The organism is Pararhodobacter sp. CCB-MM2 (assembly GCF_001691415.1).
In the GTDB taxonomy this organism is placed as follows: Bacteria; Pseudomonadota; Alphaproteobacteria; order Rhodobacterales; family Rhodobacteraceae; genus Pararhodobacter.
Window position 1 is genome coordinate 148,372 of record NZ_LRRR01000002.1, and the last position, 21,723, is coordinate 170,094.

The 21,723-nt window shown below is 66.9% G+C and carries 19 protein-coding genes; 16 read left to right on the forward strand and 3 right to left on the reverse strand.

Annotated elements, in window-relative coordinates; all coding sequences use genetic code 11:
- Positions 1 to 564: 564 nt before the first annotated feature.
- The 13 genes from BCY78_RS03620 to BCY78_RS03680 all read left to right on the forward strand — a co-directional run bounded on the left by BCY78_RS03620 (position 565) and on the right by BCY78_RS03680 (position 16,344).
- Positions 565 to 1,365, forward strand: coding sequence for an IclR family transcriptional regulator (locus tag BCY78_RS03620; RefSeq protein WP_068297987.1), 801 nt, complete (start codon positions 565 to 567; stop codon positions 1,363 to 1,365).
- A complete protein-coding gene (locus BCY78_RS03625; RefSeq protein WP_068297990.1) occupies positions 1,365 to 3,422 on the forward strand; it encodes a hydantoinase/oxoprolinase family protein in 2,058 nt (685 codons plus the stop codon). The genes BCY78_RS03620 and BCY78_RS03625 overlap by 1 nt, the downstream gene beginning before the upstream one ends.
- Positions 3,412 to 5,424, forward strand: coding sequence for a hydantoinase B/oxoprolinase family protein (locus BCY78_RS03630; RefSeq protein WP_068297993.1), 2,013 nt, complete (start codon positions 3,412 to 3,414; stop codon positions 5,422 to 5,424). The genes BCY78_RS03625 and BCY78_RS03630 overlap by 11 nt, the downstream gene beginning before the upstream one ends.
- Positions 5,421 to 6,170 carry an SDR family NAD(P)-dependent oxidoreductase gene (locus tag BCY78_RS03635; RefSeq protein WP_233499342.1) on the forward strand — a complete coding sequence of 250 codons (750 nt, stop codon included), beginning with the start codon at positions 5,421 to 5,423 and terminating at the stop codon, positions 6,168 to 6,170. The genes BCY78_RS03630 and BCY78_RS03635 overlap by 4 nt, the downstream gene beginning before the upstream one ends.
- A 10-nt stretch (positions 6,171 to 6,180) precedes the next feature.
- The gene (locus tag BCY78_RS03640) at positions 6,181 to 7,074 is read left to right on the forward strand and encodes a polysaccharide deacetylase (protein WP_068297996.1); all 894 of its coding nucleotides are present in this window, start codon (positions 6,181 to 6,183) and stop codon (positions 7,072 to 7,074) included.
- An 84-nt stretch (positions 7,075 to 7,158) separates the two neighbouring features.
- Positions 7,159 to 8,763 carry an ABC transporter substrate-binding protein gene (locus BCY78_RS03645; protein ID WP_068297999.1) on the forward strand — a complete coding sequence of 535 codons (1,605 nt, stop codon included), beginning with the start codon at positions 7,159 to 7,161 and terminating at the stop codon, positions 8,761 to 8,763.
- A 95-nt stretch (positions 8,764 to 8,858) separates the two neighbouring features.
- Complete coding sequence (locus tag BCY78_RS03650) at positions 8,859 to 9,863, forward strand: ABC transporter permease (RefSeq protein ID WP_068298002.1); 1,005 nt, start codon at positions 8,859 to 8,861, stop codon at positions 9,861 to 9,863.
- Positions 9,860 to 10,702 (forward strand): ABC transporter permease, encoded by an 843-nt coding sequence (locus BCY78_RS03655; RefSeq protein ID WP_068298005.1) that lies wholly within the window; start codon positions 9,860 to 9,862, stop codon positions 10,700 to 10,702. The genes BCY78_RS03650 and BCY78_RS03655 overlap by 4 nt, the downstream gene beginning before the upstream one ends.
- Positions 10,699 to 11,754, forward strand: a complete 1,056-nt coding sequence (locus tag BCY78_RS03660) for an ABC transporter ATP-binding protein (protein WP_068298008.1) — start codon at positions 10,699 to 10,701, stop codon at positions 11,752 to 11,754. Before BCY78_RS03655 ends, BCY78_RS03660 begins: the two co-directional genes overlap by 4 nt.
- Positions 11,751 to 12,761 (forward strand): ABC transporter ATP-binding protein, encoded by a 1,011-nt coding sequence (locus BCY78_RS03665; protein WP_068298011.1) that lies wholly within the window; start codon positions 11,751 to 11,753, stop codon positions 12,759 to 12,761. The genes BCY78_RS03660 and BCY78_RS03665 overlap by 4 nt, the downstream gene beginning before the upstream one ends.
- Positions 12,758 to 13,501 carry an SDR family NAD(P)-dependent oxidoreductase gene (locus BCY78_RS03670; RefSeq protein ID WP_068298013.1) on the forward strand — a complete coding sequence of 248 codons (744 nt, stop codon included), beginning with the start codon at positions 12,758 to 12,760 and terminating at the stop codon, positions 13,499 to 13,501. The genes BCY78_RS03665 and BCY78_RS03670 overlap by 4 nt, the downstream gene beginning before the upstream one ends.
- 28 nt (positions 13,502 to 13,529) lie before the next feature.
- On the forward strand, positions 13,530 to 14,756 hold the full coding sequence (locus tag BCY78_RS03675; protein ID WP_068298016.1) for an MFS transporter: 1,227 nt from the start codon (positions 13,530 to 13,532) through the stop codon (positions 14,754 to 14,756).
- Between the two features lie 13 nt (positions 14,757 to 14,769).
- Positions 14,770 to 16,344 carry a gamma-glutamyltransferase gene (locus tag BCY78_RS03680; RefSeq protein ID WP_068298021.1) on the forward strand — a complete coding sequence of 525 codons (1,575 nt, stop codon included), beginning with the start codon at positions 14,770 to 14,772 and terminating at the stop codon, positions 16,342 to 16,344.
- A 53-nt stretch (positions 16,345 to 16,397) separates the two neighbouring features.
- On the opposite strand, the gene BCY78_RS03685 is transcribed toward BCY78_RS03680, so the two are convergent.
- Complete coding sequence (locus BCY78_RS03685; protein ID WP_068298023.1) at positions 16,398 to 16,766, reverse strand: aldehyde dehydrogenase family protein; 369 nt, start codon at positions 16,764 to 16,766, stop codon at positions 16,398 to 16,400.
- Between the two features lie 64 nt (positions 16,767 to 16,830).
- Positions 16,831 to 17,244, reverse strand: a complete 414-nt coding sequence (locus tag BCY78_RS03690) for a RidA family protein (RefSeq protein WP_068298025.1) — start codon at positions 17,242 to 17,244, stop codon at positions 16,831 to 16,833.
- 239 nt (positions 17,245 to 17,483) lie between these two features.
- Here BCY78_RS03690 and BCY78_RS03695 point away from each other — a divergent pair, with 239 nt between their 5' ends.
- Entirely contained in the window at positions 17,484 to 18,854 is a 1,371-nt protein-coding gene (locus tag BCY78_RS03695) for a dipeptidase (RefSeq protein WP_068298028.1), read from the forward strand.
- A gap of 9 nt (positions 18,855 to 18,863) precedes the next feature.
- Here the strand turns inward: BCY78_RS03695 and BCY78_RS03700 are convergent, their stop codons facing one another.
- Positions 18,864 to 19,820 carry a helix-turn-helix domain-containing protein gene (locus BCY78_RS03700; RefSeq protein WP_068298031.1) on the reverse strand — a complete coding sequence of 319 codons (957 nt, stop codon included), beginning with the start codon at positions 19,818 to 19,820 and terminating at the stop codon, positions 18,864 to 18,866.
- A gap of 153 nt (positions 19,821 to 19,973) precedes the next feature.
- Between BCY78_RS03700 and BCY78_RS03705 the strand changes: the two genes are divergently transcribed.
- Both BCY78_RS03705 and BCY78_RS03710 read left to right on the forward strand, forming a co-directional pair.
- Positions 19,974 to 20,984: a carbon-nitrogen hydrolase family protein gene (locus tag BCY78_RS03705; RefSeq protein WP_068298033.1), complete on the forward strand. Its 1,011-nt coding sequence runs from the start codon at positions 19,974 to 19,976 to the stop codon at positions 20,982 to 20,984.
- Between the two features lie 49 nt (positions 20,985 to 21,033).
- Complete coding sequence (locus tag BCY78_RS03710) at positions 21,034 to 21,699, forward strand: pyridoxamine 5'-phosphate oxidase family protein (protein ID WP_068298036.1); 666 nt, start codon at positions 21,034 to 21,036, stop codon at positions 21,697 to 21,699.
- The last annotated feature ends 24 nt before the right edge of the window (positions 21,700 to 21,723 follow it).

Sequence of the window (21,723 nt, forward strand, 5' to 3'; positions counted from 1 at the left end):
TCATCGGTAGGCTTGCATCCGCGTCGATGGCGGACCTCGATTAACGGTCCAACCCGCCGCCTCAAGCGCCAAACAGAATTAATCTGGCGCGCCGCTGCAGCCCCAACGCCTCATTGAACGCATCTTAGCCTTACCGTTTGGCCGATCCGGCTGTGCGGTGGACGTCCGCGTGCCCGCCAGCAGCTGACCTCGGAGCGGGAAAATCCGCGACACGGCCCCATGTCCGCGCGGGGCGCGAGGTCCAACGGCACCGATTCGCGACACTCATGCGCTCATTGAATGTGCATCTGCGAAGTTTTTTTGTCATTCGTCACGGTGGCAGAGCGGAGGGCGTGCATCATACCTCGGCGCAGGCCCTCATTTTCAAACCTGAAAATTCCCGCTGCAAAATCTGATAATTACGTGTGATCACACGCTCGGATCTCAGTCATCCGATCCGCCTCGGCGCGACAGGGTCTCTTGCGGGAATCTCCGACAGCGCTGTCACGAGACCGCAACAAGAGTGTTGACAGGTCGAGCCGCCGTTTCGTTATCTGGTTATAGATGCGAACAAGGTTCACATATATGAACAACCAAGTCAAGTCCGCCGCCCGTGTCCTCGACGTGCTGGAATTCCTTTCCGCCCAGACCGAGCCGGTCCGCCTGAACGAACTCGTGGTCCGGTTGGGCTTCCCGAAATCCTCGGCCTACGGGTTGCTGTCGACGCTGGTGGCGCGGGGTTATGTCAAGAAGGACAGCGCCGACCGCTATTCGATCGTCGAGGCCCTGCGGCAGGGCTTCGGCTGGGTCGGCGGCTTCGAGGGCTTCCTCGTCTCGGTGGCGACGCCGATCGTCGAGGAGCTGCGCGACCGGGTCGATGAGACTGTCTTTGTCTGTGTCCGCTCGGACAATCAGGACGCCCGGCTGATGATCAAACGGGTCAGCACGCAGCCGATCCGCTACGATTCCGCCGATCACGCCTTCTTCCTGGGCTATGCCACGGTGATGGGGCGCGTGCTCTTGGCCTTCCAGCCCGCGGACGTCATCGACGCCTATCTCGACAGTGTTGAAATCAAGGCGTTCACCGCCATCAGCCTGACCACGAAGGCCGAGATCCTCGCCGCGCTGGAGAAGATCCGGCGCGATGGCTACGGCACGATCATCGACGAATACGCCGCGGGTGGGGCTGGCATTGCCGCTCCGATCCGCAATGCCGACGGCCGGGTCGTGGCGGTGATCAACATCGCCACGGTCACGCCGCGCTACGAGGCACAGCGAGACCAGATGCGGGCCGCAGTGCTGGAAGGCGCCGAGCGCATCAGCAGCCGGCTGGGGTATCGCCAAACGCCGGAACACTCAGACAAAACACCACAGGGAGACGCGTGATGGGTTATCGCGTGGGCGTCGACATCGGCGGAACTTTTGCCGATTTCTGCGCATTTGACGAGACGGCCGGCCAGATGGGCACCGTCAAGGTTCTGACCACCCCCGACCGTCCGGGACAGGAGGTCATCGACGGCCTCAAGGCGCTGGAAGACCGCTTCGGCATCCCCCCCGCCGACATCACCTATTTCACCCATGGCACAACGGTCGGCATCAACGCGATCATCATGCGCAAGGGCATCCGGCTGGCGCTGTTCACCACCGAGAACTTCTGCGACGTGCTGGAACTGGCGCGGCTGAAGATGCCCGACCCCTATCACCTGCTCTCGGCCCGGCCCGAACCCCTCGTCACCCGCGATCTGGTGTTCGGCGTCGCCGAGCGGATGCTCGCTGACGGCAGCGTCGACAGCCCCTTGGACAAGGATAGCCTGCGCGCCGCGGTCGAGGGCGCCAAGCGCCGCGGGGCCGAGGGTGTGGTGATCTCGTTCCTGCATTCCTACCGCAACCCGGCACACGAGGCCGAGGCCAAGCGCCTCATCGCCGAAATGGCGCCCGAGCTGCATGCCTTCACCTCGCATGAGGTGCGCCCGATCATCCGCGAATACGAGCGCTCCTCGACCGCGGTGATCCATGGCTATGTCCAGCCGCGCGTGTCGCAATATCTCGGCGCGCTGCAGGGGGCACTGGCCGGCATCGGCGTCGCACCCGAGCCGATGATCACCAAGTCGAACGGCGGCGTCATGTCCGTCGAGACCGGCAAGACTGCCTGCGTGGAGATGCTGCTCTCGGGCACGGCGGCGGGGGTGATGGGCGCGGCCTTCGTGGCGCGCGAGGCGGGTGAGGACAAGGTCCTCAGCCTCGACATCGGCGGCACCTCGGCGGATGTGGCGATCATCACCGGCGGCCAGCCCGGTTACGGCATGAACGAGGGCGTGGGCGATTTCCCGATCTTCGTGCCGACGGTTTCGGTCACCTCGATCGGCGAGGGCGGCGGATCGATCGCCCGCATCGACGCGGCAGGCATGCTGACGGTGGGGCCGGACAGCGCGGGCTCGACGCCGGGGCCGGCGGCCTATGGCCGGGGCGGCACGCAGGCGACGATCACCGACGCCTTCGTCACGCTGGGCCTTCTGGATCTGTCGGCTCTGGGCTTCGGCATGGTCTCGGTCGATCGCGCGAAGGCGGTGGAGGTGATCCAGCCCCTCGCCGATAAACTGGGCGCGACGCTGGAGGGCACCGCCGAGGGTATCGTCGGCATCGCCGTCTCAGGCATGTTCCGCGAAGTGTCGAAGCTGTGCTCCCGCCGGGGCATCGATGTCGGCGAGTTCAGCCTGCTGGCCTTTGGTGGCGGCGGCCCGATGATGGCCTGCTTCCTCGCCCGCGATCTGGGCATGAAGCGGGTGATCGTCCCGCCCTCGCCGGGGGTTCTGTCGGCGCTGGGGGGCCTGACCGCCGACCTGCGCAACGATTTCACCGAGACCGCCTATTACGATCTGGTCCCCGCCAATGCCCCGCGCATCGCCGAGACCATCGCCCGCCTGACCGACCGCGCCGGTCACTGGATCCGCGACGAGCAGCATTATGCCGGCACGCCGGTGTTCCACGCCTCGGGCGAGATGCGCTACCGCGGCCAGAGCTTCGAGATCGAGGTGCCGATCGACCCCGCCGCGCTGGCTGCGGGCAATCTGGACGCGGTGCACGAGGCCTTCCATGCCGAGCATCGCCGCCTCTATGGCCATGCCGATCCCGCGGCACCGATCCAGATCATCGCCATCAACCTCGTGGTCACCGGCCATTCCGCCAAACCGACCCTGCCGCGCAGTGAACCCCGCCCGCACGAGGTCACGGCCAAGGCCTCGCTCGATGCCTGGCTCGATGGCGCGAAGGCCCGGGTGCCGCTGTTCCACCGCAGCGAACTGACCCCCGGTGCGCGCTTCGTCAGCCCCTGCGTGATCGCGCAGGACGACACCACCACCATCGTGCCGGCCGGCTTCTCGGGTCTGGTCGACGCCCACGGCAACCTCATCCTGACCCTTTCGGAGCCGTCCCATGCGCACTGATCCCGTCACCCTCAAAGTGCTGGAGAACCACGCGCAGGCCGTGGCCGAGAGCATGGCCTTCACCCTGTTCCGCACCGCGCATTCGACCTTCGTCAAGGAGACCGAGGATTTCACCACCGGCCTTGTCGCGCCCTCGGGCATGACCTTCGCCAGCCCGCGCGATCTGGGGGCGACCTGGTTCATCGGCCTTGATTACAAGGGCGCGCTGGAGATGATCCCGGACTACGAGGAAGGCGACATCTGCATCACCAACGATCCCTATTCGGGCTTCGTCTGCTCGCATACGCCGGACATGCACATCTGGAAGCCGATCTTCTGGGAGGGCGAGATCATCGCCTTCGCGGTCGGCCATATCCACAACACGGACATGGGCGGCGCGGTGCCGGCCTCGCTGTCGCGGGCCAATACCGAGGTCCATCAGGAGGGCATCCGCTTCCGCCCCTCGAAGCTGGTCAGTCGCGGCGTGATGAACGAGCAGCTGGTCGAGACGATGATGCTGAACGTCCGCATGCCCGAGCAGAACCGGGGTGACCTCAACGCGCAGATCGCGGCGGTGAACACCGGCGAGGCGAAGATGCACGAGATGATCCGCAAGTTCGGCGTCGACGTGGTGCGCGACGGCATCGAGGATCTGCTCGACATGGGCGAGGCCCGCGCCCGCGCGGTGATTTCGACGCTGAAGGACGGCGACTACCGCTTCGTCGATTATCTGGACGAGGACGGCCCCGCTGGCGTGCCGGTGCGGCTGGAGCTGACGCTGAAGGTCCGGGGCGATGGCGTCATTCTGGATTTCACCGGCTCGGACCCGCAGCTGAAATCGGCGCTGAACATGCCGACCGGGGGCAATCCCACGCATATCCTGCTGATGGTCGGCTATAATTACTGCCTCTATACGCTTGACCCCTCGATCCCGCTGAACGGCGGCATCCTGCGCGCGGCGACCTGCATCGTGCCGGAAGGGACCGTGCTGAACCCGCAATATCCGGCCGCGGTCGGCATGCGCTCGCTGACCTGCGGGCGGCTGCAGGGTGTGACCATCGGCGCCTTCCACGGCGCGGCACCGGATCGCATCCCGGTCGGCTCGGCCGGCGGCGGCGGCATCGTCAACGTCAAGACCTTCGACGCGGCGACCGGCCAGCTGTCGATGGCCTCGATCGACCCGGTGACGGGCGGGGCAGGGGGCTCGGCTCTGGGCGACGGGACGGATGGATCGGGGGCGACCTCGTCGTTCCTGAAGAACACCCCCGTCGAGATCAACGAGGTCGAGGTGCCGATCAAGTTCCGCCGCTATGGCCTCGTGCCGGACAGCGGCGGCGCCGGTACCGCGCGCGGCGGCATGGCGACCGAGCTGGAGGTCGAGGTCTTCACCCCCGACACCGTGATCACCGCCCGCAACCGCGACCGCACGATCTTTGCCGCCTGGGGCGGCGCCGGCGGCGAGCCCGGCGCGCCTTCGCTGTTCACCCGTGTCACGGCGGCGGGCGAGGTGATCAACCTCGGCAACACGGATGTGGTGACGATGGGGCCGGGGGATGTGTTCAACCTGACCTCGGGCGGCGGCGCGGGCTATGGCGATCCCTTCGCCCGGCCGGTCGCGCTGGTGGTGCGCGACGTGCTGCGTGGCTCGGTCACGCCCGAGGCGGCGGCGGCGCATTACGGCGTGGTGGTCGACCGCGAGGGGCAGTTGGACGAGGCAGCGACCGAGGCCCTGCGCGCTGCCCATGTCGCGCCCGCGGCCGAGACCTACAGCTACAACGCCAGCCGCCTGGCCTTCGAGGCGATCTGGACCGACGCCAATTACGCCGCGCTGACGCAGGCGCTGGCGGCGATGCCGGTGCATTGGCGGCATTTCGTCAAGCGGGAGGTGTTCGACCGCATCGCCGCGATGCCGGCCTCGGCCCGCAAGGGCGACGGCTCGGACGTGGTGGCCGCCATCGAGGCGGTGAAGGCCAAGGTGCCGGGCCTCGCCCGCACGCTGCAAATGAAGGAGGCCGCGGAATGATGCGTTTCGAGTTCACCGGACAGACGGTGCTGGTCGCCGGAGCCGCGCGCGGTCTGGGGGCCGCCATCACCCGCGAATTCGCCAAGGCCGGGGCGCGCGTGGTCGCGGCCGATATCCTCGGCGATGAGCTGCAGGCGCTAGCCGCCGCCACGCCGGGCGTCGAGGCAGAGGTGATCGACCTCGGCGATGCGGCGGCGGTGGCGGACCGCTTCGGTCCGCTTGCGCCCGATGTCGTGGTCAATGCCGCCGGCGGTGTGCGCGGCCAGTCGCCGAAGCCGCTGGAAGAGGTCACCGACGCCGAGTGGATGTCGATTTACGAGGGCAATGTGCTGTCGGCGCTGAACCTGATGCGCGCGGTGATCCCGGCGATGAAGGCCCGGCGGTCGGGGCGGATCATCACCATTTCCTCGGGCGCGGGGCTGAAACCCAGCCTCACCGGCATTCAGGCCTATTGCTCGGCCAAACACGGGCTTGTCGGCCTGACGCGCCAGATGGCGCTGGAGCTGGGGCCCTTCGGCATCACCGTGAACTCGGTCGCACCCGGCTTCTTCCGCACCTCGCCCGACTATGAGCGCCAATGGGCCGGTTATGGCGCGGAGGGCCAGAAGCGAATGCTCGACGGCATCGCCATGCGCCGTCTGGGCGAGCCCGAGGACATCGCCGCCGCCTGCGCGTTCTTCGCGTCGGCCCAAGCCGGCTTCATCACCGGGCAGGTCCTGCCGGTGACCGGCCATCCCTTCCCCTGAGGAGCATAGCATGACGATTTCCGAGAACCCCTGGGAATGGCCCGAGGCCGTCTGGCGCGGCAAGGTCGAGCGGGTGCGGGCGGGCGAAAGCCTGAAGCCCAAAAGCTGGCCTGGCGGCGCGCGCTGTGCGGTCGCCCTGTCCTTCGACGTGGACCATGACAGCAATGAATTGCGCGACGGCGGCCAGTCGATCGGCGCGATGAGCCGGGGACAATACGGCAACCGGCAGGGCATCCCCCGCATCATGGAGGTGATCCGCCGCCATGACGTGAAGGCCAGCTTCTATGTCCCGGCGGTGGTGGCCCAGCTTTACCCCGACGAGACCCGCATGTTCGCGACCGAAGGGCACGAGGTCGGCATCCACGGCTGGATCCATGAGCGCAACTCGGTCCTGCCGGCGGATGTGGAGCGCGACCTGCAGATGCGCTCGGCCGATGTGCTGGAGAAGATCTCGGGCGTGCGTCCGGTGGGCATCCGTACCCCGTCGTGGGATTTCTCGGATGCGACGCTGGAGATCACCCGCGACATGGGGCTGACCTATGACAGCTCGCTGATGGCGGATGTGGATTGCCACACGCTGCTGCTCGATGGCGTCGACACCGGGGTGATCGAGCTGCCGGTCGAATGGATCCGCGACGACGCCGTCTATTTCAACATGAACCGCTTCTCGGCCCTGCGTCCCTATACGCCGCCCGAGGCCGTGTTCGACATCTTCCGCCGTGAGTTCGAGGCCGCTTACGCCGAGGGCGGGATCTTCCAGCTGACGATGCATCCGCATGTCACGGGCTACCGCTCGCGGATGTGGATCCTCGACGACCTGATCGCGCTGGCCAAGGCCAAGGGCGACGTCTGGTTCGCCACCCATGCCGAGATCGTCGATTGGGTCGCCAAAGAACGGGCCTGAACCCGTCACGACCCCGATGCCAAGACCCGGTCGAGCCTTCGACCGGCCCCCAACTCCCGCTGACCCCAACAGAGAGGAAAGACCATGACCAATACGAAGAAGCCCGGCACCCTGAACCGGCGCGAGATGCTGGCCATCGGCCCGCTCGCCGGTCTGGGCGCCTTTGTCGTGCCCTCGATCCTGCGCGCCGACACCGGATCGACCGGCCGCTATGTCCATGCCAACAACTCGGCCTATGACACGCTCGACCCGCATACGGTCGGCGACGTGGCCCGCGTGGCCACCCGCCTCAACTTCTACGATGGTCTCTACCGCTGGGTCGACAACCCGCCGCGCCAAATCCCCTGGCTCGCCACCAGCCACGATGTCAGCGAGGACCGGCTCACCTGGACCTTCCATCTGCGCGACGACGTGATGTTCCATGACGGCACCCCGATGACCGCGAATGATGTGGTCTATTCGGTCGAGCGGATGCTGGAGCTGGGGCTGGGTGCGGGCGCGCTGTTCCTGCCGATGATCGACCCGGGCAATACCGTGGCCGTCGATGACCACACCGTCGCCTTCACGCTGAAGGAACCCTCGGCGATCTTCGCCTCGCTGGTCGGTGACATCTATGTCGTCAACTCGGCGCTGGTGCAGGAGAACGAGGTCGACGGCGATTGGGGTCAGGCCTTCCTGATCGAGAACATCGCCGGCACCGGTTCCTATACGCTGAGCCGCTACGATCCGGCCCGCGGCTTCATCGGCGAGCGCTTCGCCGACCACTTCGCCGGTTGGGGCGACAAGTATTTCGACGAGATCGAATTCCGCACCGTTTTGGAGACCAACACCCGTCTGCAAGGCCTGATGCGCGGCGACTACCACGGCCTGGACGGCTATCTGGCACCTGACCAGATCCAGCGCCTGCGCGAGGCAGACGGTGTCACCGTCAACGAAGAAGAATCGATGCGCGTGTTCCACCTCGCCATGCACAACGGCCGGGCCCCGCTGAATGACCTGAACTTCCGCCTCGCGATGGTGCATGCCTTCGATTACGACGGCTACATCAACCAGATCATGCAGGGCACCGTTGCCCGCAACCCGACCATCGTGCCGGGCAACCTCTGGGGCGTGCCGGACGTGCCGGGCTACACCTACGACCTTGAGAAGGCGCGCGAATATCTCGATGCTTACCGCGCCGAACATCCGGGCGAGGAGATCCGCACGCTGAAGATCGGCACGCTTGCCGGCTTCTCGGAAACCGAACAGGCGGCGGCGCTGATGCAGAACGGCCTCGCGCAGCTGGGGATCAACGTGGAGATCGAAAGCTCGCCCTGGCCGGTGATTTCGACCGCGATGCAAAACCCTGAGACGATGCCGGACATGGTGCCCTACTGGAAGAGCACCTATTACGCCGACCCCAACAACTGGATCGGCGAGCTTTATGGCTCGCGCTATGCGCCGACGCGCAACGTGTCGTCCTATCACAGCGAGTATGTCGACGAGCGGCTGGAGCAAGCCCTGATCGAAACCGATCAGGCCGAGCGCGAGCGCCTGTATCAAGAGGCCACGCAACGTGTCTACGAGGATGCGGCGGGGATCTGGATCTACAACACCAAGTGGTTCGGGCCCTATGCCTCGTCGGTGAAGAACATCCGCTTCTGCCCGGTCGGCAACGGCCAGGACATGCGGTGGGCCTACGCCGAATAAGGCAGCGCTGACCGGCGCGGGCGTCGCCACCGCTCCCGAGCGGCGCCCGCAGCCCTCTCTTCTTCCCTTCCCACCAGCCCGATCGGAGCTTGTCCATGCGCAGACTGGAACTTGTCCTGTCACGCCTTGTCTGGTTCATCCCGACGCTGTTCGGCCTCGTGTTCCTCGTTTTCTTCATCTCGAACGTGATCCCGACCGACCCCGCCCGTATCGTCGCCGGCGAGAACGCGACCGAGGCACAGGTCCAGGCCCTGCGGGCCGAGATGGGGCTTGACCAGCCGCTGCACGTCCAGTTCGGCCGCTACATCGGCGATTTGGCGACCGGCGACATGGGGCGCAGCCTCTATACCCGTCGCGCCATCTCGGACGATCTGATGCACCGCCTGCCCGCGACGCTGGAGCTGACCTTCGCGGCGATGATCATCGCCATCGGTCTGGGGGTGCCGGCAGGGGTGATCTCGGCCGTGCGACGAAACTCGCTGACCGATCAGGTGTTGCGGGTGCTCTCGGTCTCGGGCCTTGCCGTGGCCAGCTTCTGGCTGGCGATGGAACTGCAGATGTTCTTCTCCACCCGTCTGGGCTGGATGCCATTGAACGGTCGAGTGTCCGGCTGGGGGCCCGACGAGATCACGGGCTTCTATGTCATCGACTCGATCCTGTCGGGCGATTGGGAAAGCCTGCGCGACACGTTGCATCACATGATCCTGCCCGCGTTTACCCTGGCCCTGCCGGCCGCCGCGACGCTGGTGCGCTTCACCCGTGCGGGCGTCTTGGAGGTGATCAACTCTAACTACGTCACCTATGAGCGCGCGATGGGCTTCCCGACCCCGCTGATCATCTGGAAATACGTCCTGCGCAACGCGCTGATCTCGACCGTGACGCAGATCGGCCTGATCTTCGGCGCGCTCTTCGCCGGCGCCGTGGTCGTCGAGGCGGTGTTCGACTGGCCGGGCCTTGGCACCTATGCCGTGCAATCGATCCTGCAATCCGACACCAAGGCGATCCTCGGCTTCTCGATCATCGTCGGCATCGTCTTCATCGGCGTGAACCTCCTCGTCGACATCATCCATACCTTCATCGACCCGAGGACCCTGAAATGAACGCGCTCAAACGCCTCATGTCCGACCGCGCGGCGGCGCTGGGGGCCCTGTTGATCTTCGGCCTGATCGTGGTGGCGGTGCTGGCCCCGTGGATCGCGCCGTACCCTGAAGACGTCACCGCCTTCCACCTTGCTGACCGCCTGCAGCCACCCTCGGCCGAGCATCTGTTCGGCACCGACCGGATGGGCGCCGATGTTTTCTCGCGGCTGCTGTTCGGCGCGCGGATCACCATCACCATCGCCGTCATCGCGGTGGGCGTGGCCGTCGCCATCGGCGTGCCGATCGGTCTGATCGCCGGCTATTACGACGGCTTCACCGGCGGCTTCCTGATGCGGACCTCGGACATCTTCCTCGCCGTGCCGCAGATCGTGCTGGCCATCGCCATCGCCCAGACGCTGGGGCCGTCGGTGGAGAACGTGATCCTCGCGCTGTCGGTGACCTATTGGCCGTTCTGGGCGCGCCTCGTCTATGCCGAGACCAAGTCGCTGAAAAAGCAGACCTTCGTCGAGGCGGCACAGGCGCTCGGGGCCTCGGACTGGCGGGTCATGGTGATGCATATCCTGCCCAACACCGCCTCGGCGATCATCGTGCGGACCTCGATCGGCATGGGGGCCACGATCCTCACCGCCGCGGCGCTGGGGTTCCTCGGCCTCGGGGCGCCGCCGCCGACGCCGGAATGGGGCCGCACCATCTCCGAGGCGCGGGAATTCCTGCCTGACGCCTGGTGGTACGCCGCCGCGCCCGGCCTTGCGATCTTCCTCGTGGTGATGGGCTTCAACCTGCTGGGCGACGGCCTGCGCGACATCCTCGACCCGAAACTGAGAAAGGGAAGCCGATGACCGAACCGCTTCTCACCGTCGATTCCCTCTCGCTCGGCTTTCGCGGGAAGGGCAGCTTCGCCCATATCCTCGACGGCGCCAACATGGTGATGCGACGGGGCGAGATCATGGGCCTCGTGGGCGAGTCCGGCTGCGGCAAGACTACGCTGGCCAGCGCGATCCTCGGCATCCTGCCGCGCCATTCGCTGGAAATCCGGGGCGGCCGCATCCGCTTCGACGGCACCGACATGCTGGACCCGGCGCAGACGGCGCAGCAGCAGGCGATCCGGGGGCGGCGAGTGACCTTCATCCCGCAGGATCCGTTCACCTCGCTGAACCCGGTGTTCACCATCGGCCAGCAGATCGACGAGCTGATGAAATGGAAATCGCCCCGACGCGAGGGTGCTTCCAGCCGGATGCCCGCGCTGCTGACGCCCTATCCGCGCGCGCGCCGCAAGGCCGACCGCGAGAAGGTGCTGGAGATGCTGAACCTCGTGCAACTGCCCCGCCCCGAGCAGCTGTTGCGCAAATATCCGCACGAGGTTTCGGGCGGGCAGCGGCAGCGTCTGATGATCGCCATGGCCCTGCTGCCCGAGCCCGATCTGATCATCGCCGACGAGCCGACGACGGCGCTGGATGTGACGATCCAGGCGCAGATCCTCGGGCTGTTGCGGCGGCTTGCCAATGATCGCGGAGTGGCGGTGATGCTGACGACGCATGATCTCGGCTCGGCCTACGAGATCTGCGACCGGATCACGGTGATGTACGCAGGTCAGGACGTGGAGGCAGCGCCGGTCTCCGAGTTCTTCAACCGCCCGACGCATCCCTATACCGCGCGGCTGCTGGCTTCGCTGCCCGAAGGGGGCGGCGGCATGACCGGCATTCCGGGCGAGCTGCCCAGCTTCTACGCCCCGCCGCCGGGTTGCCGCTTCCAGACCCGCTGCGACCGCGCGACCGAGGCCTGCCGCACCCGGCCGACCCCCGATCTTGCGGGCCCCGCGCATGTCGTGCGCTGCGCCCATCCGCTGTTCCCCACCCAGCCCGCCCCGGCCCGGCAGGAGATCCAAGCATGAGCGACGCCCCGATCCTCAAGGTCACGGACCTGACCGTCCGCTTCCCGATCCGCGGCCCCTTCGCCCGCAAGCTCGGTGCGATCAACGCGCTGGACGGGGTGAGTTTCGATCTGGCCGAGGGCGAGATCCTCGGGCTGGTCGGCGAATCCGGCTGCGGCAAGTCCACGCTGGGCAAAACGCTGATGGGCATTCAGGCGCCGACTTCGGGCTCCATCGTCTTCGAAGGCAAGGAGATCGCCGGACGCTCCCCGCGCGAAGCGCGCGAGCTACGCCGGCGGTTGCAATACGCCTATCAGGACCCCGGTGCCTCGCTCGATCCACGCTGGAAGATCGGCAAGTCGCTGGAAGAGCCGCTGATCATCCACACGAAGCTGCCCCGGGCCGAACGGCTGGCCAAGGTGCGCGAGATCCTGACCTCGGTCGGCCTGCCCGCCGGCCATGCCGAGCTGTTCCCGCACGAGATCTCCGGCGGTCAGCAGCGGCGGGTCGGGCTCGCCCGGATCCTGATGCTGAACCCCGAGGTGGTGATCCTCGACGAGCCGACGGCGGGGCTGGATGTCTCGGTGCAGGCGACGGTGCTGCGGCTGTTCCGCGATCTGCGCGACACGTTCGATCTGACCTATATCTTCATCTCGCACGACCTGTCGGTGGTGCGGCTGATGTGTCACCGCGTGGCGGTGATGTATCTCGGCCGGATCGTCGAGATGGGGCCGGTCGATCAGCTGATGGACCATCCCAAGCACCCCTATACGCAATCCCTTCTGGCCGCGATTCCCAAGGTGAACGGACCTCGTGTCACCGAGAATTTCTGGCTGAAGGGCGAACCGGCGGATGCCTCGAACCTGCCGCAGGGCTGCCGGTTCCAGGGGCGCTGCCCGCATGTGCAACCGATCTGCCGGCAGGAAGATCCGGCCGACCGGATCGTGGGCGACCAACAGGTCGCCTGCCATTTCGCGGGACAGGTGTTCCCGCCCGCGACGAAGACCACGGAGACTGCTCTACCATGACCAAGACTGCCATCGTCACCGGCGGGGGGCGCGGCATCGGCCGCGGCTGCGCGCACGAGCTGGCCCGCCAGGGCTGTGACATCGTCCTCGTCGATCTGATCCCCGAGGATCTGGCCAATACCAAGGCCGAGATCGAAGCCATGGGCCGCAGCTGCCGGACCTTCGTGGCCGATGTCTCGGATTTCGTCCGCGCGCAGGAGATTGTCGCCGAGGTCGAGGCCCAGACCGGCCCGATCGCGATCCTCGTCAACAATGCCGGCAAGTCGAACACCGACGGCATCTGCGAGATCACCGAGGACAGTTTCGACCGCACCATCGCCATCAACCTGAAGGGCTGTTTCAACTGGACCCGTGCCGTCGCGCCGGGGATGATGCAGGCACAGGCCGGGCGCATCGTGATGATGTCCTCGCTCAATGCGCATACCGGGGGGGTGACCTCGGCCGTGTCGAAATTCGCCTATACCACCGCGAAGGCCGGCCTTCTGGGCATGACCAAGGCGCTGGCCAAGGAGATGGCGCCGCATGTGCTGGTCAACGCCGTCTGCCCCGGCATCATCGAGACCGAGCGGTCGAACGATCTGATCCGCGCGCGCAAGGACGAGCTGGTCAGCGGCATCGCCCTTCAGCGCACCGGGACGCCCGCCGATGTGGCGAATGTGGTGGCCTTCCTGTCTTTGTCCGAGCCCTGCTTCGTCACCGGGCAGGACATCAAGATCGACGGCTTCCAATGGGTGATCTGATCGCCCCCAGTGTTTCGGGAGCCCTCGCGTGAGCAGCCTCTCCGACCGCGCCGCGCCGGCCTGGCTGCCGATCGTCGCGGTGGTGACGCTGGTGCAGGCGGTGCTCGCCCTGATGGGGCGGGTGCTGCCGCTTCTGGGCATGCCCCTGACTGCGGCGGCCGGCATGCCGCCCGAGGCCGTGGGGCAATTGTCCTCGGCCAATGCGTTCGGATCGATGGTCTTCTTCCTCTGGGGGCCGACGATGTTGTCGCGCATGGCCTCGATCCGGCAACTTCAGCTTGGCTGCGTCGTCAGCGCCGCCGCGCTGGTTCTGTGTGCCTTTGGCCGCTGGGAAGCGCTGTTGCTGGCCAGCGTCGTCATCGGGTTGGGATATGGCACGTCGACGCCCGCGGGCGCCGATCTGCTGATGCGCGTCGTTCCCCGCGAGCGGCGCGCGACGATCTTTTCCATCAAGCAGGCGGGGGTGCCCTTGGGCGGCCTCGCGGCCGGGCTCATGCTGCCCGCCGCCGCGCTGCATTGGGGCGGCGTTCCGGCCGCGCTGATGCTGGCCGCCGGGCTGGCGCTTGGTTCGGCCGCGCTGCTGGGCTTGTGGAAGGGCGAGGTCGACGATCGCCCGCCGCCCGCACAGCGCCTGCCGCGGGCCGAGCTGTTGCTGGCGCCCATTCGGCTGATCGGGCTTCTGCTGCGCTCGCGGCCCTTGCGGCTGGTGACGGTGGCGGGCTTCTGCCTCGGCATCGCGCAGGGCGTGGTGATGGGCTTCTATCCGGTGTTCCTGTCGGATCAGGCGGGCTGGTCGCTCGCCGCCGCAGGTGCGGGCTTCGCGCTGTTGCAAGGTACCGGCATCGTCGGTCGGGTGGCGATGGGCTGGCTGGCCGATGTGCTGGGCGACACGGTGCGGGCGCTGACCGGGCTGTGCCTCGTCTCGGGCGTGACGATGGGGCTGTTGGCGACCATCAGCCGGGACAGCCCGACCGGCTGGATCCTGTTGCTCTCAGCCCTCGCGGGGGTCACGGTGGTGTCGTGGAACGGCGTGTTCCTCACGGGCCTCGCCGAGACGGCGCCCGAGGGCAAGGTGGGCGAGATCACCGCCGCCGGCACCTTCGTTTTGTTCGCGGGCTATGTGGTCAGCCCGCTGTTGGTACAGGTCGTTTTCGCCTCGACCGAGGGCTATGCGACCGGGCTGATCCTGTCCGGCCTCGCTCCGGCGCTGGCGGGACTGGCCCTGATGATCGGCGCGCGGCGCCGTGCGGATTGAAGAAAGGCAAGGCATGAGCAATCTCTCCAGAACGCAGATCACCCGCAAGCAGGTCGTCTGGACCGAGGGCGGCGTGGTCGCCTCGCAGCACCGCCGCGCGGCCGAGGTGGGGGCCGCCGTGCTGGCCGCCGGCGGCGATGCGATCGACGCCGCCGTCGCCGTGTCCTTCGCCGTCGGCGTGGTCGAGCCTTGGATGTCCGGGCCGATGGGCGGCGGCATGATGACGCTCTGGCGCGCCGACGAGGGCCGGGCCGAGACCATCGAATTCGGCATGCGCGCGCCCTCGGGTCTGCGGCTGGAGGATTATCCTCTGGAGCCCGGCAAGAAGGCGGGCGACCTGTTCCCCTGGACCCGCGTCAAGGACGACCGCAACATCTACGGCGCGACCGCGGTGGCCGTACCGGGCACCGTCGCCGGGATGGAGCTGGCGCACAGCCTCTACGGTCGGCGCGACTGGGCCGAGCTGTTGGCGCCCGCCGTGGCCCTGGCCGAGGAGGGGATGCTGATCGACTGGTATGCCTCGCTGATGATCGCCTCGTCGACGCGGCAACTGGCCGAGGACAAGGATGCCGCCTCGCTGTTCCTGACCGACGGGCAATGGCCGAACATCGCCGGCTGGACCGCGCTGTCCGAGGCGCGGCTCGACCAGCGTGCCCATGCCGCGACCCTGCGCCGGCTGGCCGAGCACGGTGCGCGGGAGTTCTACGAGGGCGAGGTCGCCCGGCAGCTGGTCGAGGACGTCGAGGCCAAGGGCGGCTCGCTGTCGCTGGCCGATCTGGCGGCCTACCGCGCCAAGGCCTCGGCGCCGCGTCACATCCGCTACCGCGAGGCCGAGATCTTCGCGCCCTCGGGCCTGTCGGCCGGGGGCGAGCTGGTCAAGGCGCTGGCCCTGATGGAGCAGGCCTTCACCCCCGGCGCCGCACCGGGACCCGAGAGCTATGCCGCGATGGCCGCGTCCCTCGGCAACGCCTACCGCGAACGGCTGGAAACGGGTGGCGACACCGGGGAATCCCCGCAGGCGCCGGCCTGCACCACGACCTTCAGCGTCGTCGACCGGCAGGGCAATATGGTCAACGTGACCCAGACCCTGCTGTCGATGTTCGGCAGTCATGTCGTTTCGCCGCAGACCGGGATGCTTTTGAACAACGGGATCATGTGGTTCGACCCCGAGCCCGGCAAACCGAACTCGCTGGCGCCGGGCAAGCGTTGCCTGATGAATGTCTGTCCGACCCTGGGCCGCGCCGGTGACCGCATGTTCGCCATCGGCGCCTCGGGCGGGCGGAAGATCCTGCCGGCGGTGACGAACCTCGTGAGCTTCATCGCGGATTTCGGCATGGATCTGGAGGACGCCTTCCACACGCCGCGTATCGACGCCTCGGGCGCCAGCGGCACGGTGATGGACGAAACACTGCCCCCGGAAGTGGCCGAGGCGCTGGCAAAAGTCGGCCCGGTCAAGACCGCCCGGCGCACCGTGCATCCCTATGCCTTCGCCGTGCCCGCCGGGGTGATGCGCGAAGGCGGCCGGAACTGCGGCGCGACCGAGATCATGACACCTTGGGGCGACGCAGTTTCGGAAGACATGCTGTAACGGCCTGCCGCCGCCATGCCCGGCAGTCTTGCGGGCGTGGCGGTTGGCCCCGGCTATCCCAACCCGCCGAAGCACATCGCCTTGATGTCCAGATAATCGTCGCAGCCGTAGAGCGAGCCCTCGCGCCCGAAGCCCGATTGCTTGACGCCGCCGAAGGGCGACACCGGGGTCGAGATCGCGCCGGTATTGATGCCGACCATGCCGGTCTCCAACCCTTCGCCCATCCGCCAGGCACGGTTCAGATCGCGGGTGAAGACATAGCCCGCCAGCCCGAATTCCGAGGCATTGGCCCAGTCCAGAATCTCGGCTTCCGTGCGGAACGGGATCACCGCCGCCAAGGGGCCGAAGGTTTCCTCGCGCGCGACCTTCATCTCCTGCGTCGCGCCGGTCAGCAGGCGGCATTGTTGCAAAAAGGCGGCCATCCGTCTAACCACATGGATTCGTGATGTTAATCCTTCACCGGCTGAGTGCTGCAACAACGCCCTGTCAGTCGCGAAGCGCGGCGGTGGCCTTGATCTCGACCTTCAGCGCGGGGCGGCTCAGGCCGGAAATGCCGATGATCGACCACGCCGGATAGGGGGCGGTGATGATCCTGCGCTTGGCCTCCATGAAGGCGGGCAGGGTGTTTTCGATATCGACATGGTAGCTGGTGACATCCACGAGATCCGCGAAGGTCAGCCCGGCGAGGCGCAGCAATTCCTCAATCCGTCGCAAGGCGCATTCGGTCTGCTCGGCGACATCGTCCGGCGTGGTGCCATCCGGGCGAACCCCGACCTGACCCGAGATGAACAGGAAGCCCTTCGATTTCACGGCCGGCGAAAAGCCATAGGTCTCGAACGCGGCGCGATAGCCGTCGAACATGGCATTGCCGGGCGGGATCTCCAAAGGCTGCGATGTCATGGCGGTTCCTTCCATCAGTGAGCAGAGCGGCTGAGACGCTATCCGCCCCATGCTCCCGCGACAAGCGCAGTGCAACGGCCTGAAGACTGGGCACGACACAAGGCACCGGTGCCGCGAAATCAACCGCGACGCCCTTGAAGCCGCGCGTTGTCGCAGGACAACCCAGAAGACACTGGCGCGCGCGGCGCGGGCACCCTAGGCTCCGGTCATAAGTGTACGGCATCACGGGGGTCAGGACCATGCGCTGGAACGAGTATCTCGACCATCATCAGGAAAGGTTCATCGACGAGCTGAAGGCGTTGATCGCCATCCCGTCGGTCTCGGCCGATCCCGGCCACGCCCCGGACATGCTGCGCGCCGCCGATTGGGTGGTGGCACGGCTGAAGGCTGCCGGCATCGCCGAGGCGCGCGTGGTGCCGACCGCAGGCCATCCCGTTGTCTTCGCCGAATGGCTGGGTGCCGGGTCTGACAAGCCGACGATCCTGATCTACGGTCATTACGACGTGCAGCCGCCCGAACCCTACGACGCCTGGACCTCACCGCCTTTCGAGCCCGAGATCCGCGACGGCAAGATCTGGGGCCGCGGGGCTTCGGACGACAAGGGCGGGGTGATGGCCGCGATCCTTGGCATCGAGTCCGTGATGGCGACCGAGGGCCGCTTGCCGGTCAATGTGAAGTTCTTCTTCGAGGGCGAGGAGGAAATCGGCTCGCCCAGCATTCCCGACGCCGTGCGGACCATGGCCGGAGAGATGGCCTCGGACATGATCTTCTCGGCCGATGGTCTGCAATGGTCGCCCGATCAGCCGCAGATCATCGAGGCGCTGAAGGGGATGTTGAAGCTGGAACTGGTGGTGCGGGGCCCGCGCTCGGACCAGCATTCGGGGCTTCATGGCGGCGGCATCGCCAATCCGGCGCTGGCGCTGGCGCAGATGCTCGCGCAGCTGAAATCGACCGAGGGGCTGGTGACCGTGCCGGGCTTCTATGACGACGTGATCGACCTCGACGACGAGACCCGCGCGGCCATCGCCCGCATCCCCTATGACGAGGCCGCTTATCTGGCCGAAACCGGCGCCCCCGCGACCACCGGCGAGCCGGGCTATACCACGCGCGAGCGTCTTTGGGCGCGGCCGACGCTGGATGTGAACGGGCTGACCTCGGGCTGGCAGGGGCCGGGGTCGAAAACCGTGCTTCCGGCAGAAGCCCGGGCGAAGATCACCTGCCGGCTGGTCGCCGCGCAAACGCCTGAGGCTGTGGCCCGCGCCATCGAGGCACAGGTACAGCGTGTCACGCCGTTCGGTGTCACGGCCGAGCTGAAGGTCCTGCCCGGCGGCGCCCCGCCGTTCCTTGCCCCCGCGGGTCACAATGCCGGGTCGGTGGCCTCGGAGGTGCTGGCCGAGGTCTATGGCCGCGCGCCCTATCGGACACGGGTTGGCGGCTCGATCCCGATCCTGTCGACCTTTGCCGAGGTGCTGGGGGTACACGCCGTGATGCTGGGCTTCTCGCATGACGACGAGAACCTGCATGCGCCGGACGAGTTCTTCCGGCTCGACAGCTTCCGCCGCGGGCAGGAGGTCTACGCCCGCCTGCTGCAGCGCTTGGGGCAGGGCTGACGGGGGCGTTTACGGCGCGCTGGACAGAGACGCCCGATACTCAGACGGCGTCTGGCCCATCTTGGCCCGGAACAGGCGCGAGAAGCTCTGAAAATTCGTGACGCCATTGGCGAAGGCGATCTCGCTGACCGAGCGCTTTGCGTAGAGCGGGTTGGCCAGATCCGCCGCGACACGGTTGATCCGCGCCTGCGCGATATCGCGGCTGAGGGAGCTGTGGTCGGCCTGAAATATCTCGTTCAGACGCCTCACCGACAGACCTACGTCGCGCGCGACGGCCTCGCGGTCCAGCGCGGGGTCGCTCAGGTTGCGGGCGATGTAACTACGGGCCCGCAGCAGGACCAGCTGGTCATGCGAATGCAGCGTAACACGCTCCGGCATCATCGAGGCAAAGGCCGCGACGAGCAGGTCGATGATCGTCTGCTGGGCGCTATGCTGGGCTTGTGACGGGGTGGTCTCCAGCGCCTCGACCAACCGGGGCAGAAGCTCGCGCGCAATCGCGCCGAAGCCGCCGGTCCTCGGTGCGGTGACAGCGGTCAGCCCTTCGGCCGAGGGCAGGCGGGCCAGAAAATCCGCGCGCGGGAATTGCAGAACCAGCTGCGCGAAATCATCGGGCAGCGTCAGGCGATAGCGGCTGGAGCTGCTGTAGAGCGCGAAGTCGCCGGGTTCCAGGCGGGCCAGCCGACCGTCCTGTTCCAGAAACCCGGTCCGCTTCAGCTGCAGGCTGACGAGGAAGGTCTCGTCCTCGCCCATCGAGGCACTGTGCAAGCGACGGCTCACGGTCTGGTTCGACCCGCTCACCTGCGACGAGGACAGCACCTCGCGCCGTGTCAGATCGATCCGGCCGTGGAATCTGTGCGACTCGGCCGTGGCGCAATCCAAGGGCACATAGCTGCTGCACACCGCTTCGCGCCAATAGGCGAAGCGGTCGGCGGGATGTGCTTCCTGCGTGCTGAATCGCTGTTCCATGCGGTCACCCTAGCAGAGGTCGGACCCGGGCCGCGCCAAACCCCGCGCCGCCGCTCAAAAGTACAGCATTTTCCGCCCAAGCCGGCAAGCGCGCCGGCGTTTCGGCCTCGTAAGCTCATCCGATAATCACAAACCCACCGCAGAGAGGCCCCCATGACCACCCCTTTCAAAGTCGCCGCCGTTCAGGCATCCCCCATTTTCATGAATCTCGACGCCAGCGTCGACAAGGCGATCGGCCTGATCGCCGAGGCCGCCGCGCAGGGCGCCAAGCTGGTTGCCTTCCCCGAGACCTTCCTGCCCGGCTATCCGTGGTACATCTGGCTCGATGCACCGGCCCTGACGATGCACAATGTCCCGGTCTATGCCGCGAATTCGATCAAGGTCGGCAGCCCGCAGGACAAGCGTCTGGCCGAAGCCGCCCGCGCCCATGGCATCCACGTCGTGATGGGCCTGTCGTGGAACGAGAACGGCACGCTCTATATCGCGCAATGGCACTACGGCCCGGATGGCGAGGTTCTGTCGCGCCGCAAGAAGCTGAAGGCCACCCATGTCGAGCGCACCGTCTACGGCGAGGGCGACGGGAGCGACATGCGGGTCTATGACACCGATCTCGGCCGGGTCGGCGCGCTGTGTTGCTGGGAGCATATCCATCCGCTGAACAAATACGCCATGTTCTCGCAGAACGAGCAGATCCATATCGGCGCCTGGCCCAGCTTCTCGGTCTATGAGGGCGGCGCCTATGCCTTGGGGCCGGAGGTCAACACCTCGGCCAGCCGGATGTATGCGGTCGAAGGCCAGTGTTTCGTGATCGCCCCCTGCGCCACGGTGTCGGACGCGATGATCGAGGCCCTGTGTGACACGCCGGTCAAGCAGCAGCTGCTGAAGCGCGGCGGCGGCTATGCGCGGATCTTCGCACCGGACGGCTCGCTCCTGGGTACCAATCTCGCGCCGGATGAAGAAGGGCTGGTGATCGCCGAGATCGATCTGAACATGATCGCCATCGGCAAGGCGGCCGCCGATCCCTGCGGCCATTATGCCCGCCCCGACGTGTTCCGGCTGATGTTCAACCGCAAGCCCGCGCCGGCGGTGATGGCCTTCGACAACGAGTTCGCCCGCCCGCTCGAGGCGGACGTCGAGAGCCCCGAAACCACGCCCGCCGAATGAGGCGCCGGCGCCCGGTTCCGGCCGGGCGCCGCCAGACAGGAGTGCTCCGATGCTGACCGCCGACCAATTCTACACGCCTGAACAGCGCGCGCTACAGGCAGACCACGACAGCCTCAAGCTGGCCGATGCCGTCGTGCAGGCCATCGTCCGCGACGAGATCGAGGCGCCGCATATTCCCTTCCTCGAAAGCCGCGATTTCTTCTTCCTGTCTACCGTCAGCGCCGAGGGCGAGCCGACCGTCAGCTACAAGGGCGGGCCCGTCGGCATGGTCCAGGTGCTGGACGCGAAGACGCTGGTCTTCCCCAATTACGACGGCAACGGCATGTTCAAATCGATGGGCAATATCGCCGCCGCGCCGAAGGTCGGGCTTCTGTTCATCGATCTGGAGACGCCGCACCGCATCCGGGTGCAGGGCCGGGCCCGCGTGCTGGATGATGACCCTTTGCTGGCGGACTACCCCGGCGCCAATCTTCTGGTGCGGGTTGAGGTGACGGCCTGCTTCCTCAACTGCGCGCGCTACATCCACAAGCACACGCGCGTCGCGGCCAGCCCCTATGTCCCGGACGAGGCGGGCCAACAGCCCTTCCCCTCGTGGAAGCGGATCGACATGTTGCAGCCCGTGCTGCCAACGCGCGATCAGGGCCGGACCGAGGCCGAGGGCGGCGTGATCACCTTCGACGATTACGTCGGCAAGGTCATGGATGGGACGTCCTGAGCCGGCTGGCTACCGATGACCGAT

What these genes read in the sequence shown, in the direction of transcription:
- BCY78_RS03620 (WP_068297987.1), top strand. Translation starts at nt 565, where the DNA reads ATGAACAACCAAGTCAAGTCCGCCGCCCGTGTCCTCGACGTGCTGGAA.
- BCY78_RS03625 (WP_068297990.1), top strand. Translation starts at nt 1,365, where the DNA reads ATGGGTTATCGCGTGGGCGTCGACATCGGCGGAACTTTTGCCGATTTC.
- BCY78_RS03630 (WP_068297993.1), top strand. Translation starts at nt 3,412, where the DNA reads ATGCGCACTGATCCCGTCACCCTCAAAGTGCTGGAGAACCACGCGCAG.
- BCY78_RS03635 (WP_233499342.1), top strand. Translation starts at nt 5,421, where the DNA reads ATGATGCGTTTCGAGTTCACCGGACAGACGGTGCTGGTCGCCGGAGCC.
- BCY78_RS03640 (WP_068297996.1), top strand. Translation starts at nt 6,181, where the DNA reads ATGACGATTTCCGAGAACCCCTGGGAATGGCCCGAGGCCGTCTGGCGC.
- BCY78_RS03645 (WP_068297999.1), top strand. Translation starts at nt 7,159, where the DNA reads ATGACCAATACGAAGAAGCCCGGCACCCTGAACCGGCGCGAGATGCTG.
- BCY78_RS03650 (WP_068298002.1), top strand. Translation starts at nt 8,859, where the DNA reads ATGCGCAGACTGGAACTTGTCCTGTCACGCCTTGTCTGGTTCATCCCG.
- BCY78_RS03655 (WP_068298005.1), top strand. Translation starts at nt 9,860, where the DNA reads ATGAACGCGCTCAAACGCCTCATGTCCGACCGCGCGGCGGCGCTGGGG.
- BCY78_RS03660 (WP_068298008.1), top strand. Translation starts at nt 10,699, where the DNA reads ATGACCGAACCGCTTCTCACCGTCGATTCCCTCTCGCTCGGCTTTCGC.
- BCY78_RS03665 (WP_068298011.1), top strand. Translation starts at nt 11,751, where the DNA reads ATGAGCGACGCCCCGATCCTCAAGGTCACGGACCTGACCGTCCGCTTC.
- BCY78_RS03670 (WP_068298013.1), top strand. Translation starts at nt 12,758, where the DNA reads ATGACCAAGACTGCCATCGTCACCGGCGGGGGGCGCGGCATCGGCCGC.
- BCY78_RS03680 (WP_068298021.1), top strand. Translation starts at nt 14,770, where the DNA reads ATGAGCAATCTCTCCAGAACGCAGATCACCCGCAAGCAGGTCGTCTGG.
- BCY78_RS03685 (WP_068298023.1), bottom strand. Translation starts at nt 16,766, where the DNA reads ATGGCCGCCTTTTTGCAACAATGCCGCCTGCTGACCGGCGCGACGCAG.
- BCY78_RS03690 (WP_068298025.1), bottom strand. Translation starts at nt 17,244, where the DNA reads ATGACATCGCAGCCTTTGGAGATCCCGCCCGGCAATGCCATGTTCGAC.
- BCY78_RS03695 (WP_068298028.1), top strand. Translation starts at nt 17,484, where the DNA reads ATGCGCTGGAACGAGTATCTCGACCATCATCAGGAAAGGTTCATCGAC.
- BCY78_RS03700 (WP_068298031.1), bottom strand. Translation starts at nt 19,820, where the DNA reads ATGGAACAGCGATTCAGCACGCAGGAAGCACATCCCGCCGACCGCTTC.
- BCY78_RS03705 (WP_068298033.1), top strand. Translation starts at nt 19,974, where the DNA reads ATGACCACCCCTTTCAAAGTCGCCGCCGTTCAGGCATCCCCCATTTTC.
- BCY78_RS03710 (WP_068298036.1), top strand. Translation starts at nt 21,034, where the DNA reads ATGCTGACCGCCGACCAATTCTACACGCCTGAACAGCGCGCGCTACAG.